Origin of the sequence: Acinetobacter sp. V102_4, from assembly GCF_031799005.1 — a bacterium.
In the GTDB taxonomy this organism is placed as follows: Bacteria; Pseudomonadota; Gammaproteobacteria; order Pseudomonadales; family Moraxellaceae; genus Acinetobacter; species Acinetobacter calcoaceticus.
In genome coordinates, this window is record NZ_JAVQNR010000034.1 from 372450 (window position 1) to 386182 (window position 13733).

Here is a 13733-nt window from a genome sequence, read left to right on the forward strand (position 1 = left end):
ATTGGTGCATAAATGTCAAAAAATAGTTGAGTGATGTCATGAGTCTATACGCAACCCAAGATGAAAAGAAACAAGCTGCTGCGAAAGCTGCTTTAAAACACTTACCCAAAGGTGGCATTTTGGGGGTGGGGACTGGAAGTACAGTAAACTTTCTAATTGATTTATTGCCTGAATTACAGTTAGAAGCTGCTGTGGCAAGTTCTCAGGCAACTGCTGATCGTCTTAAAAAATTAGGTATCGAAGTTGTAGATATGAACCATGTAGGTGGTTTAGATGCCTATGTTGATGGTGCAGATGAGATTGACCGTCATATGCATATGATTAAAGGCGGTGGTGCTGCATTAACACGTGAAAAAATTGTAGCTTCAATTGCTAAGAAATTTGTTTGTATTGTTGATGATTCAAAGTGGGTTGATCAACTTGGCCGTGATTTTCCACTCCCAGTAGAAGTTATTCCAATGGCCCGTTCGGCAGTTGCTCGTAAACTAGTGGCTTTAGGTGGTGATCCGGTTTATCGCGAAGGCGTTGTAACAGATAACGGTAATGTGATTTTGGATGTATTTAATCTTAATATTTTAAATGCGATTGATGTAGAAAAAACCATTAATAACATTCCAGGTGTTGTGACTAATGGTATTTTCGCTTTAAACCCAGCAACGATTGCAATTGTTGCAACAAATAATGGTATTGAAGAGCGTACAGCACAGTAATGTCTGCAAAAATGCCAGAGATTAAAATCGTTCGACACGTAAGGGCAAGAAAATTGCGCTTACGTGTCGAGCCAGCTTCAATACGCCTGACAGTTCCTTTGTTTTGCAGTAAGAATCAAATTCAGCTTTTTTTAGCACAATCTGAGCAATGGTTGATCGAAACGTGGAATAAGCAACAACATGTTCAATCTAGTTCGCTTGAGATTCCTTCAGAAATTTATTTTTTTAATAAAGACCAACCGTTTCAGGTCGTTGTTCAAAAGCAACATCGTGTTTTCCAATTTGATTGGGAAAATAACTGTCTATTTATTAAAGATACGCAGCCATATTTGGCATTACAAAGTGCAGTAATTTCTTATGCAAAAAAAGAATTACCCAAGCTTTTAAACGATTTAAGTGGGCAAACTCGTCTAAATTACAGCGGATGTTCAATCCGCCGTCCCAAAACTCGTTGGGGAAGTTGTAGTAGTCAGCATAATATTATGCTACATGCTGGTTTGGTGCTCATGCCACATGAGATTGCTCGCTATGTCGCTATTCATGAGTTAGCACATACTAAACATTTTGATCATAGCCCTGCATTTTGGGCAGAAGTTGAAAAATACGATCCATATTTTCAAAGACATCGCAGACAACTTAAATCAAATCCGTTGCCTGCATGGTGGTATGTCTCAAATTAACTAAAACTACATTCTAATTGTGGTGTTTGTAAGTTATCTGGTGCTTTTCGGCTATCTAGACCTGCTTTGGCACTCACAATTTTATTTGCTTTAATCGATAATTGTATAAAGTTGTATTGCTGCGTTGAGTTATTTGGTTCGGCTGAACTTGAGTTGAGTAAATAACTTAAGCTTGCAGCATCTGTTTGCAATAAATTATCTGTACTATCAGCGCTTAAAGCAGAGCGATAAGTCTGTGATCCTTTAATAAGTTCGATTTGACCATTCGCACGGAAATTAAGTTGGCAACCTGTTGCAGTGTCTTCATAGTGACCTACTAAATAGTCTGTAGCAGGTAGTTTTGGGTCGGAAAGATTAATGCTGGTCAAACCTTGTTTGCAAGGATATGCAGAACCGTTGCAGGTGGCTGTAATGCCACTAAAACCTACAGCACGACGATAATCACCAGCACCATCTATGCGGAAAAAGTCAGTCGTATTTCCGACAGGTACAACCCCTGAATATAGTTTCTTTTGCAGAAGGTCATAGCCTGTTTGATCTAGACTGGATTGGCTTTGGGTATCTGCCAATTTTAAAGTCGCGGTTTTTAAATTGGTTGCAAAAGAATCACGTGTTGTTTTTTGATTAGCTGCAATATCTAACAGTGTATTTTTAACTGGATCAATATTATCTGGGGCACCTGTGAAAATAGGGGTAAAGGTCGTTTGATCTCCATGAAGTTTTTTCCCATCTAAAAAGCCATCTTTTAAATCTGTTGCCAAACTTTTAATGAGCTCTTGATATGTGTTTGTTTCACTATGAAAAGTTGACCAATGTTGTAAGTAGCCAAAGCTAAGATAACTATCTACATATGTGCTAGGTTTTTTAGTTGAGTACTGCAATAAAGTTAAAACCGTAAGAGGATTGGCTGGACTTAAACTAGGAATGTCGGCATCTTTGAATGCATTAAGAAGAGATCTATAAACGTCTTGAGAAGCTAAATCTACATGCAATTGCTCAATGCGTGTTGGGTCAATCGTCTCTTGAGGAAGTTGTCCTGAGCGTATAACAGCGCGTTGGTAAATTGCTTCACTGCTTGGACTTATGGATAGGGTTCTGCCACTTACACTGTTCGGTGTAATAAACGCATGATAAATACCTGACAAGTTTTGGTATGTTGAAGTAATTGGATCAAATACTTGAGATGAATTTTGAGTCGTAATTTCTACACGATATAAACGATTCAATTTAGCGGTAGGAATTTTGACATTAAAGCTGTTTAAACTTGCAATTGAAGTATCTAATAAAACAGAGTTAGTGGTGTTGTCATATACTTTTAGTTGGATATTACGCATTTCTACAGGAGATTTAAGAGTAACATCAGTCGTTGCCTCTGGAGTAGGATCAACGGGTGTTGGAGTGCTTGGTGAGTTGCCACTACTACTGCCTCCACCTCCGCAACCTACAAGTAGTGCACTTAAAATTAATGTGCTCAAGCCAAGGTAAGTGTGTAATTTTGTTTCTTTTGATTGATGAAGCATCCTAGCTCTCCAATTAAATCTGGTATTTATTTGCTGATATTTGTTTAGTTATGACAGTTCAATAAGTTCTATCTAATTGTCGCTAAAATTAAAAAAATTAAAATTACCAAGCATGAAATGGTTTTGTAAGCTTGGACATCCTGTCATACTACTGCGCAAGTATAGATTCAAAAATTGAGGTAATGCACGTGATTTCTGTCGGAATTGTTGGTGGAACGGGTTATACAGGCGTTGAACTATTACGTATTTTATTACGACATCCTAAAGCGCAGGTTCGAGTTCTTACTTCACGTACAGAAGCGGGCAAACCAGTTGCAGATATGTTCCCTAATTTACGTGGACATACTGATCTTCAATTTTCTGATTTAAATATTGATGATTTAAAAAAATGTGATGTTGTATTTTTTGCTACACCGCATGGTGTTGCGATGCAACATGCAAAAGAATTGATTGCGGCTGGTACTAAAGTTATTGATTTAGCAGCTGATTTCCGTTTGCAAAATCTTGAGCAGTTTGAAAAATGGTATGGCATGGAACATGCTTGCCCAGACGTTTTAGAAAACTCAGTATATGGTTTAGCTGAATTAAACCGCGAAAAAATTAAACATGCACAAGTGATTGGTAACCCAGGTTGCTATCCAACAACTGTTCAATTGGGTTTGGCTCCACTTTTGAAATCAGCACAAGCATTGATTGAAACAAAAAATATTATTATTGATGCGAAGTCAGGCGTTTCAGGAGCAGGCCGTAAAGCAAGCTTAGGCATGATCTATAGTGAAAATGCTGATAACTTCAAGGCTTATGGGGTTGCAGGGCACCGTCACCATCCAGAAATTGTTGAAGCATTAGAAAATATTTCTGGGCAAAAAGGTGGTTTTGATGGGCTCTTGTTTGTTCCTCATTTAGTTCCAATGATTCGCGGTATGCTCAGCACAATTTATGTCGATTTGACAGAAACTGGAAAACAAACTGATATTCAGGCATTGTATGAGCACTTTTATGCAAATGAAAAATTTGTTGATGTGATGCCTGCTAACAGTTCGCCTGAAACACGTAGTGTGCGCGGTGCGAATGAGCTTCGTATTGCTTTATATAAGCCGCAGCCGAATAAACTTATTATTCTTGCGGTACAAGATAACCTTGTGAAGGGTGCATCTGGTCAAGCTGTACAAAATATGAACCTTATGTTCGGCTTTGATGAAGATGAAGGCTTACAAGGGATTGGTTTATTACCATAAAAAACTCTTTTTTGCTTCACACACATTTAAATTTCGATTTAAATGTGTGTCTTGACTCTGATCTTAAACACTGAGATGACGATGCAAAACTCTGGACAGACGACTTCAGCAGAAAGTTCGTTGCAAAAGAAAAAATTTTTAAATACCAATAAACCTTTGTTTATTGGTGCGGCTATTTTAATGAGTGGTTGTCTTGCGCTCGGCTACACAATTGGTCACCGTCAAGGTCTAACTGTTGTAGGTTACGATGCAGATGCAGAGCAATTGGTTGAAGTGGTGCAAAAGCAAAAAACAGCTTTAGATGCGGTTAATAAAAGCCTGAATGCTGCGGTACAAGAGCGTGATGTTGCTGTAACAAATGCAAATGATCTGTTTGAAGCCCTTAATCAGGCCAATGCTGATAAAACGCAGCAAGAAGGTATGAGTAATATCTACCGTGATATCTTGAGGCAGCGCGGTGGTCTAAGCTTGACCATTCAAAATTTGGCGATCAAACCTCTGCCTGAAAATGCTTATGAATATCAGTTAGATTTAGTGCAGGTGAGCCCAAGCAAGCGCCGTGCTTCAGGATCGATTGAGATAAGACTCATTAAAGATACAGAAGTTTTGGTTGTGCCACTTGAAGCTAAAAACTTTAACTTTACTGACTTTGAGCGTTTAACAGGTCGTTGGACTATGCCTAAAGGTTTTACGCCTCAATTTATTGAGGTACGTTTAACAGGCGGTTCTGATACACCAGTTATTAAACGTTTTAGTTGGCAGCGCGGTAAACCTGTCGAAACATCTTCTGCTTTCGTGGCAGAAATTCCTCAAGCTGAAGCAAATTCACAATAGTAACATCCTATGCGAACAAATAAGCGTCAAACAAACTTAAAAGATATCAAGGCTTCTTTTCAGCAGTCTGGTTATGTCGATTGGCACTTCCATCCACGCTTAAGTGATTCGCAAAACGAAGATCATGACGGAGAGGTTGTTGTACAAACAGCACCTCCTGAACTCAAGCGTCCGCCGTTATATGCAGTCGTCTTAATGAATGACGATTACACGCCAATGGACTTTGTAATTGAAATTTTACAACAATACTTTGCAATGAATCTTGACCAAGCAACTCAAGTAATGCTAACAGTACACTATGAAGGTAAAGGTATTGCTGGGGTATATCCAAGAGACATCGCGGAAACCAAAGCAAACCTTGTTAATAATTACGCTCGATCGCAAGGTCATCCATTACTTTGCCAGATTGAGCCTAAAGCATAAGGGGGTTACATGCTCAGTCGTCAATTAGAAGTATCATTACGTTTGGCTGTTAGCATGGCTCGTCAAAAGAGACATGAGTTTCTTACAGTTGAACACTTATTATTAGCACTACTCGACAACGATTCGGCCGTGAATGCATTAAAAGCATGTGGGGCTGATATAGTTTCTTTACGTAAAGAATTAGAAGAATATGTAGAACAACATACTCCTAAGCTTGGCGAAAATAGCGAGCAGGCGCCTCATCCAACAGAAAGTTTCGACCGCATTTTGCAACGTGCTATTTTCCATGTGCAATCAAGTGGCGGCGATCGTACTGTTGAAGGTGCGGATGTTTTGGTCGCAATGTATTCAGAGCGTGATTCTTTTGCTGTGTATTTGCTTAAACGTCATCAAATCAATCGATTGACATTGACTCAATACTTGTCTCATGGGACACGTAAAGATGAAGTGCAAGTTGAAGAAGAAGTTGAAGATATTGAGGGTGAAACGAGTACGGGCAATGCAGGGCCATTAGAGCTTTATACGCTGAACTTAAATGTTGAAGCGCAAAAAGGCAAAACTGATCCACTTATTGGTCGTGAAAAAGAAATTGAGCGTACAGCACAAATTCTGTGCCGCCGTCGCAAAAATAATCCATTACTCGTAGGTGATCCGGGCGTTGGTAAAACCTCGATTGCTGAAGGTTTAGCATGGTTAATTGTGAATGGTAAGGCGCCTAAACCTTTGAGCCAGGCTGAAGTTTATAGTTTAGATATTGGTGCATTAGTTGCTGGGACCAAATATCGAGGTGACTTTGAAAAACGTTTAAAACAATTGCTTAATGCTTTGAAGAAAAATCCAAATGCGATTTTATTCATTGATGAAATTCACATGATCATTGGCGCAGGCTCAAGTATGGGCAGCACAATGGATGCTTCGAATCTCATCAAGCCAGCTTTGGCAAATGGTACTTTGCGTTGTATCGGTTCAACGACGTTCCAAGAATATCGTCAGGTTTTTGAAAAAGACCATGCGTTATCACGTCGTTTCCAGAAAATTGATGTCAATGAGCCAAGTATTTCTGAAACAATTGATATTTTGCGTGGCTTAAAATCTAAATTTGAAGATTTTCACCACGTACAATATGACGATAAAGCATTGGTATCAGCTGTAGAGCTTTCTGCTAAATTCATTAATGATCGTTTCTTGCCAGATAAGGCAATTGATGTGATTGACGAAGCTGGTGCTCAGCGTCGTTTGAAGGCTGAAAGTGATGATAGTTTGATTACGGTAGAGAATATTGAAGATATCGTTTCTAAGATCGCTCGTATTCCACCAAAAACTGTTTCTAAAGATGATAAGTCAGTGCTTGAAAATCTTGAGCGTGATTTAAAACGTGTTGTGTTTGGTCAGGATGAAGCGATTACAGCGTTAGGCTCAGCGATCAAGTTATCTCGTGCAGGATTGAAATCACCAGATAAGCCAGTAGGTAGTTTTGTTTTTGCTGGCCCAACAGGTGTGGGTAAAACTGAAGTCACTAAACAGCTGGCGAAGTTGTTAGGTGTGGAGCTGGTGCGTTTCGATATGTCTGAATATATGGAACGTCATGCGGTTTCACGTTTGATTGGTGCACCTCCGGGTTATGTGGGTTATGACCAAGGTGGGCTGTTAACTGATGCGATCCATAAGAACCCGCACTGTGTTTTATTGCTAGATGAAATTGAGAAAGCACATCCAGATGTGTTTAATCTATTGCTACAAATCATGGATCATGGTGCTTTAACGGATAACAACGGACGTAAGTCAGACTTTAGAAACGTTATTATTGTCCTGACTACGAATGTGGGAGCAGAGAGTATTTCTCGCGCGAGTATTGGTTTTACTGAACAAGATCATAGTTCTGATAACCAAGAAGCAATGAAACGTGCTTTCTCACCAGAGTTCCGTAACCGTCTAGATAGTGTTATTCAATTCAAGTCATTACCAACAACTGTTATTGAGTCTGTGGTTGATAAATTCTTGACAGAGTTACAAGCTCAACTAGATGACAAACAAGTTGTACTTGATGTCGATCAAAGTGCTCGTGATTGGTTGGCAACAAATGGTTATGACCGCTTGATGGGTGCACGTCCAATGCAACGCCTCATTCAAGAACACTTGAAGAAACCATTAGCTGAAATGATTTTGTTTGGTGAACTGGCAGATCATGGTGGTAATGTAGCTGTATCAGTGAAAAATGAAGATGGCAAAGCTGTTGGCTTAAAACTTGAAGTGTTTGAAGATCATCATACGGCAGAACCAGCATAACTCATGTTAATTGATAGTCTTGCTATAACCCGAATACTGAGTGTATTCGGGTTATTTATTATTACAGCAATTGCTGAAATTCTGGGTTGTTATTTCCCTTATCTGATTTTAAGAGAAGGTAAGTCGGCTTGGCTGTGGTTACCTACAGTTTTAAGTTTGGCTGTCTTTGTATGGCTACTAACCCTACATCCAGCGGCTTCAGGGCGCATTTATGCTGCATATGGCGGTATTTATATTTTTACTGCGTTAATGTGGCTGCGCTTTGTTGATCAGGTCGGATTAACAAGATGGGATATACTGGGTGGTCTAATAGTGCTTTGTGGAGCTGGCTTAATTATTTTGCAACCTCAAGGGTTAATTCGTTAAGACAATGAGTGAATCAAATCTTAAGCGTGAAAATAAGAAGTTTTTTTCAAAAAAAAGACTTGTCAAAGCCCTCAACAATGCGTATTTTAGATTTAAGGAACATTTTTTTATATTTGAGATAAAGATGTTAAATCTATCTGTGAACACTAACGCATATTATTATTTTTGGCAATTTAGATAGTTGCCTGAGCGTATTCGGGCATGAGAAAGTTGCCCATCACAGTTAATACCTGATCGGCAACCCCGATCAGGTTTTTTTATGCTTTATCTTTTTTGAATCGAGGAACTTAAAATGAACAACATGACTTATTCATACTTTAGCAACTTTTATTGGTTTTACTTTTGCTTACCTTTACCAACGAATAGATCCAAAACGCTCAAATAAATGATCGGACTGAATAGATTGCAGTCCCAAGGAAAAACCAATGAATGCCCTAAATACTTTATTGACACAAAGCAATACAAAAGAAACTCCAGTTAGTTTACCTGTCCAGTTAAAAGCAAAATATCCGCTTGCACACTCTTTCGTGCGTCAAATTGCCGAACACCGTCAAACTATTCAAAATATTCTTATTGGCAATGATCATCGGTTAGTGGTAATTACAGGGCCTTGTTCCATTCATGATCCGGTTGCAGTACTTGAATACGCTGAAAGATTGCAAAAATTACAAGAAAAAGTAAAAGATCAAATTTTTATCGTGATGCGTGCATACATTGAAAAACCACGTACAACTGTGGGGTGGAAGGGTTTCATGTATGATCCAAATTTAGATGGTTCATCAAATTTACAACTTGGCTTAGAAAAGTCTCGCGAACTTTACTTACAAATTATTGAAAAGGGTTTGCCAATTGCGAGTGAAATTTTAAGTCCAATGGCAACTGGCTATTTTGATGATTTATTGGCTTGGGGTGCAATTGGCGCTCGTACAAGTGAGTCTCAAATTCATCGTGAAATCTCAAGCCACATGCCATACAGTATTGGTTTTAAGAATGGTACGGATGGTTCAATTCAGATTGCCTTAGATGCGATTCAGTCAGCACAAAATGAACATCAATTTCTAGGAATGAATCAACAAGGCTTACCTTCAGTGATTCAGAGTGCTGGTAATCCATTACCACACTTGATTTTGCGCGGAGCGAATCATGGGCCAAACTATGATTTAGCTTCAATTCAGGCTATACGAGAAAAACACAAACAAAATCTTCCTGCATTGGTAATTGACTGTAGTCATGGCAATAGCAGTAAAGATCCGTTACGTCAGCCAGAAGTTTTACAGCAAATCGTTGCTGAACGTTTAAAAACACAAGTAAAGGGTGTCATGATTGAAAGTCATTTGGTTGATGGTAGCCAAAAGATTTCTTGTGATATGACTTATGGGCAGTCAGTAACTGATGGTTGCTTAGGATGGGAAAAAACAGAGCGACTTTTGTTAAGTGTTTCAGAGCAATTAAAAGCAAAGGAGTTAGCTCATTCAGCTTAATGATTTACACATTTAAAAAGGGATCTGCGAACAGATCCCTTTATTTTTTAAGAAGCATGTTTTAATTCTGATAAGAATGTTGTGATTTCATGGCCAAATTTTTTCGGCTCGGTCAATAAAGGTGTATGGCCTGAGCGCTCAAAATATATTGCTTTTGCATGCTCGACACTCTGTGCAATAAGTGTCTGCCCAGTTTCTGGATAAAGCGTCGAATTACGACCAATAAAGAAAGTGGTTGGGCACTCTAATTGCTGGATAGCTTCACGATAATCTTCATTGTGATTAAGATAATTTTCGACATACCAAAATAAATAATCTAAACGCTGAATAGGTAATAAATATTTTTGTAGAAACGGTTGTTTTAGCGCTGTTTTAAAAACTAAAGGGCTAAATGGATTGCTACTTTGCAAATCAATAAAATCTACCCAAAGGCGAACCAATTCCTGTCGATCTGGAAGTGATAATTCATAAAGATATTTGGCATTTTTGTGCTTTGATAATAATTGATAGATATCATTTAGTAATTGTTTGAACTGAGTATGATGAGAACCAAATAAACCATATTCCCATGTTGAATCTACAGATATTTTGGGTGTTTGGTCGATATGTAAATATGCTTTTAGTTGCTGTGCGAGATGAGCATGTTTCATACCATGCATGGCCGTGGTGGCGCCCATTGAATAACCCATTAAGATAAAGTTATCGAGTTTTAATTGTTCTATTAAATGAGCAACGTCTTGCCAATGGCTTGATATCGCATCCTGCTCGGGTATTGCACAATTTTTTGAACCGCCAAACCCACGCCAATCTGGAATAATAAACTCATAATCTTTACGGTTTGCGTAGATAAAAGGTAGCCATTGCCAACTTTGCATACCAAGACCAGATAAAACCAAAACTGGTTCACCACGACCAACACGACGCACAAATAAATTTTCCCGATCGGGCATGGTGTAATATGGCATGGCTATTCTCCGGATACGCTATGTTGGGCAAAGCGTTTTAATTGAGGGATGACTTGTTCCAACCATTTGATCCATTCACTTTCCATTGTAATTCCAAGTTCTAAGATCATTTTATGGATGTATAACACACGGTCATTTAGATCATTGCTATCTTTAAAATCTTTGTCATAAATATTTTGATAAAGTTTCAGCTTTTCCTGATGTAGACCAAGGTGTCGTAACAGCTCAGGTAATATCTGATTATTGCTCAATTGTGCTTCAGCACGCAATCTAACCATCAAGTCATCACGAAGCTGTGCAGGTTCACTTTGTTGCGTCATCCATGAAGCTAGCTCAATACGCCCCAGTTGTTCAACTTGATAGGTCTTTTTTCGACTATTTTCCATTTCATTTTCTAACGTTGAAACCCAACCTTTTTTGAGCATGTTGTTGAGTTCACGATAAATTTGCTGGTGTGTGGCATTCCAGAAAAAGCCCATTGAACGGTCAAAGCGGCGGGCAAGTTCGAACCCTGTGCTTGGTCGTTCAAGCAGGCTGGTCAATAAAACATGAGGAAGTGACATGGCAATCCGTTTGTAAGCAAAAGTAAAGTGTGACTGATGAGATTATGCAACATGTTGCATAAAAGTCAAAATTTGATTATAAATTAATGCAACAAGTTGCATTAGCAAGCTAATTGCTAGCCAAAGGAGAATATATGTCAGCTTATCCACATTTATTAAAGCCACTTGATTTGGGCTTTACTACTTTAAAAAACCGTGTGCTTATGGGGTCTATGCATATTGGGTTAGAAGAAGCACCGCAGGGATATGAGCGTATGGCAGCATTTTATGCTGAGCGCGCAAAAGGTGATGTTGGATTGATCGTAACTGGCGGTGTTTCTCCAAATGATGATGGTGTTGTATTTAGCCACGGTACTAAACTAGATACAGTTGAAGAAGCTGAAAAACATAAAGTGATTACCCAAGCTGTGCATGAAGCTGGCGGAAAAATTGCTATGCAGATTTTACATACTGGGCGCTATTCTTATCAGGCAAATAACGTTGCGCCTTCAGCAATTCAAGCGCCAATTAACCCGATTAAGCCTAAAGCTTTAAGTTCTGCCGAAGTACAACAGACCATTGATGACTTTGCAAACTGCGCCAAACTTGCTCAGTATGCAGGTTATGATGGCGTAGAAATTATGGGCTCTGAAGGCTACTTAATTAATGAGTTCATTGCTGCACGTACTAACCATCGTGATGATGAATGGGGTGGTAGTTACGAAAACCGTATTCGTTTCCCCATTGAAATTGTAAAACGTACGCGTGCTTTGGTTGGTGAAAATTTTATTATTATTTATCGTCTATCGATGCTTGATTTAGTTGAAGGTGGTTCAAGTTTTGATGAAGTAATTCAGCTTGCAAAAGAAATTGAAAAAGCAGGAGCAACTATTATTAATACAGGCATTGGTTGGCATGAAGCACGTATTCCAACCATTGCGACTAAAGTACCTCGTGCTGCTTTCACTTGGGTCACTGAAAAACTCAAAGGTGAAGTATCTATTCCTTTGATTACTTCCAACCGAATTAATACCCCAGAAATGGCTGAGCATGTGTTGGCTTCGGGTCATGCCGATATGGTGTCCATGGCGCGTCCAATGCTAGCTGATGCTGAGTTTGTTTTAAAAGCAAGCCAAGGTCGTAGCGATGAAATTAATACATGTATTGGGTGTAACCAAGCGTGTTTAGATCATATTTTTTCAATGAAAATCGCAACGTGTTTAGTGAACCCTCGCGCATGTTATGAAACTGAACTTATCTTTAAAGAAGCACAAATTCAAAAGAATATTGCTGTTATTGGTGCGGGTCCGGCAGGTTTAAGTTTTGCAGTATATGCAGCTGATCGCGGGCATAAAGTCAAAGTTTTTGAGGCAAGTCATCAAATTGGTGGTCAGTTTAATATTGCAAAGACTGTTCCTGGAAAAGAAGAGTTCTATGAAACCTTACGTTATTTTGGTCGTCAAATTGAATTGCGACCAAATATTGAGCTTGTATTAAATCATAAAGCAACTTATGAAGAGTTGAGCCAAGCAAATTTTGATGAAATTGTGGTTGCAACAGGTGTAACTCCTCGTCAATTACAATTTGAAGGTATTGATCATCCTAAAGTACTGAGCTACTTACAAGTTCTAAGAGAACGTGTGCCTGTGGGGCAGCGTGTAGCGATTATTGGGGCGGGCGGTATTGGTTTTGATACGGCGGAATATCTTACTCATGAAGGTGAAAGTGGCAGCTTAAACCCAGAAAAGTTCTATGCTGAATGGGGAATTGATACTCAATATGAGCATGTTGGTGGAATAAAGCAGCCAAAAGTTGAAGATTCAGAACGAGAAATTTATTTACTGCAACGTAAAGCCGCTGCTGTAGGGGCTGGTTTAGGTAAAACTACTGGCTGGATTCACCGTACAGGTCTGAAAAATCGTCAAGTCAAAATGCTTGCCGGGGTTCAATACGACAAAGTTGATGATCAAGGTCTTCATATAACAGTAGATGGAAAACCGAGTGTACTTGAAGTTGATCATGTTGTGATTTGTGCGGGCCAAGAATCTTTCACTGCAATGTATGAGCAATTAAAAGAAGACGGAAAAAATGTTCATTTAATTGGTGGGGCTAAAGAAGCCGGAGAGCTAGATGCAAAACGCGCTATACGACAAGGTGCTGAATTAGCAGCGACACTATAAATCTATATGGGCATTTCTTTGAAAAGGAAATGCTCATAATTTCATTAAGTAAATTAAAGGAAAAATAACAATGGCACTTGAAACAACAAAACAGTTTTTAGAAAAATGGCATCACATGATTCAGGCAGGTAACTTGTCCGATCTAAATGATTTGCTGGCAGATGAAGTCGTTTTCCGTTCCCCAGTTGCCCATAAACCTTATGAAGGAAGGCAAGTCGTTTTTTTCATTCTGAGCAATGTTATTCAGGTATTCCAAGACTTTACTTATCATCGTGAGTTTTATACGGAAGATGGCGAAAATGTGGTACTCGAGTTCAGTGCAAATGTAAGCGGCAAGTCATTAAAAGGTATTGATATGATACGTTTTAATGAGCAAGGCAAAATTATTGATTTTGAGGTAATGATTCGTCCAATGAGTGGTTTAGCGGCACTAGCTGAACAAATGGGTGAAAGAATCACCAAGTTTCAACCGCAATAATTTTAGCAAATAGCCTAAGTAATATTATTG

Annotated in this window: 13 protein-coding genes; 10 read left to right on the forward strand and 3 right to left on the reverse strand. The window is 38.9% G+C overall.

Annotated features, from left to right (window positions below; genetic code table 11):
- Positions 1-38 precede the first annotated feature (38 nt).
- Together rpiA and RMB13_RS06730 are read left to right on the forward strand one after the other, a co-directional pair.
- The gene (rpiA, locus tag RMB13_RS06725) at positions 39-710 is read left to right on the forward strand and encodes a ribose-5-phosphate isomerase RpiA (protein ID WP_003652085.1); all 672 of its coding nucleotides are present in this window, start codon (positions 39-41) and stop codon (positions 708-710) included.
- Positions 710-1390, forward strand: a complete 681-nt coding sequence (locus tag RMB13_RS06730; protein WP_192834574.1) for a SprT family zinc-dependent metalloprotease — start codon at positions 710-712, stop codon at positions 1388-1390. The genes rpiA and RMB13_RS06730 overlap by 1 nt, the downstream gene beginning before the upstream one ends.
- On the opposite strand, the gene RMB13_RS06735 is transcribed toward RMB13_RS06730, so the two are convergent.
- Positions 1387-2910, reverse strand: a complete 1524-nt coding sequence (locus RMB13_RS06735; protein ID WP_311084752.1) for a hypothetical protein — start codon at positions 2908-2910, stop codon at positions 1387-1389. The two genes, RMB13_RS06730 and RMB13_RS06735, sit on opposite strands and share 4 nt — an antisense overlap.
- 182 nt (positions 2911-3092) lie before the next feature.
- Here RMB13_RS06735 and argC point away from each other — a divergent pair, with 182 nt between their 5' ends.
- The 6 genes from argC (at position 3093) to RMB13_RS06765 (ending at position 9538) form a co-directional block, all read left to right on the forward strand.
- Positions 3093-4148: an N-acetyl-gamma-glutamyl-phosphate reductase gene (argC, locus tag RMB13_RS06740; protein ID WP_311084753.1), complete on the forward strand. Its 1056-nt coding sequence runs from the start codon at positions 3093-3095 to the stop codon at positions 4146-4148.
- 75 nt (positions 4149-4223) lie between these two features.
- Positions 4224-4982: a DUF6776 family protein gene (locus RMB13_RS06745; RefSeq protein WP_080027243.1), complete on the forward strand. Its 759-nt coding sequence runs from the start codon at positions 4224-4226 to the stop codon at positions 4980-4982.
- 9 nt (positions 4983-4991) lie between these two features.
- A complete protein-coding gene (gene clpS / locus RMB13_RS06750) occupies positions 4992-5405 on the forward strand; it encodes an ATP-dependent Clp protease adapter ClpS (protein WP_002121129.1) in 414 nt (137 codons plus the stop codon).
- 9 nt (positions 5406-5414) lie between these two features.
- Positions 5415-7691: an ATP-dependent Clp protease ATP-binding subunit ClpA gene (clpA, locus tag RMB13_RS06755; RefSeq protein ID WP_003652076.1), complete on the forward strand. Its 2277-nt coding sequence runs from the start codon at positions 5415-5417 to the stop codon at positions 7689-7691.
- Between the two features lie 3 nt (positions 7692-7694).
- On the forward strand, positions 7695-8057 hold the full coding sequence (locus RMB13_RS06760; RefSeq protein ID WP_003652074.1) for a YnfA family protein: 363 nt from the start codon (positions 7695-7697) through the stop codon (positions 8055-8057).
- A 425-nt stretch (positions 8058-8482) separates the two neighbouring features.
- Positions 8483-9538: a 3-deoxy-7-phosphoheptulonate synthase gene (locus RMB13_RS06765; protein WP_311084754.1), complete on the forward strand. Its 1056-nt coding sequence runs from the start codon at positions 8483-8485 to the stop codon at positions 9536-9538.
- A gap of 47 nt (positions 9539-9585) precedes the next feature.
- Here RMB13_RS06765 and RMB13_RS06770 read toward each other — a convergent pair whose 3' ends face one another.
- Complete coding sequence (locus RMB13_RS06770) at positions 9586-10503, reverse strand: alpha/beta hydrolase (protein WP_311084755.1); 918 nt, start codon at positions 10501-10503, stop codon at positions 9586-9588.
- Between the two features lie 2 nt (positions 10504-10505).
- Positions 10506-11066, reverse strand: coding sequence for a PadR family transcriptional regulator (locus RMB13_RS06775; RefSeq protein ID WP_003652069.1), 561 nt, complete (start codon positions 11064-11066; stop codon positions 10506-10508).
- 134 nt (positions 11067-11200) lie between these two features.
- Here RMB13_RS06775 and RMB13_RS06780 point away from each other — a divergent pair, with 134 nt between their 5' ends.
- Together RMB13_RS06780 and RMB13_RS06785 are read left to right on the forward strand one after the other, a co-directional pair.
- Positions 11201-13225, forward strand: coding sequence for an NADPH-dependent 2,4-dienoyl-CoA reductase (locus RMB13_RS06780; protein ID WP_311084756.1), 2025 nt, complete (start codon positions 11201-11203; stop codon positions 13223-13225).
- 70 nt (positions 13226-13295) lie between these two features.
- Positions 13296-13703 carry a nuclear transport factor 2 family protein gene (locus RMB13_RS06785; protein WP_311084757.1) on the forward strand — a complete coding sequence of 136 codons (408 nt, stop codon included), beginning with the start codon at positions 13296-13298 and terminating at the stop codon, positions 13701-13703.
- The last annotated feature ends 30 nt before the right edge of the window (positions 13704-13733 follow it).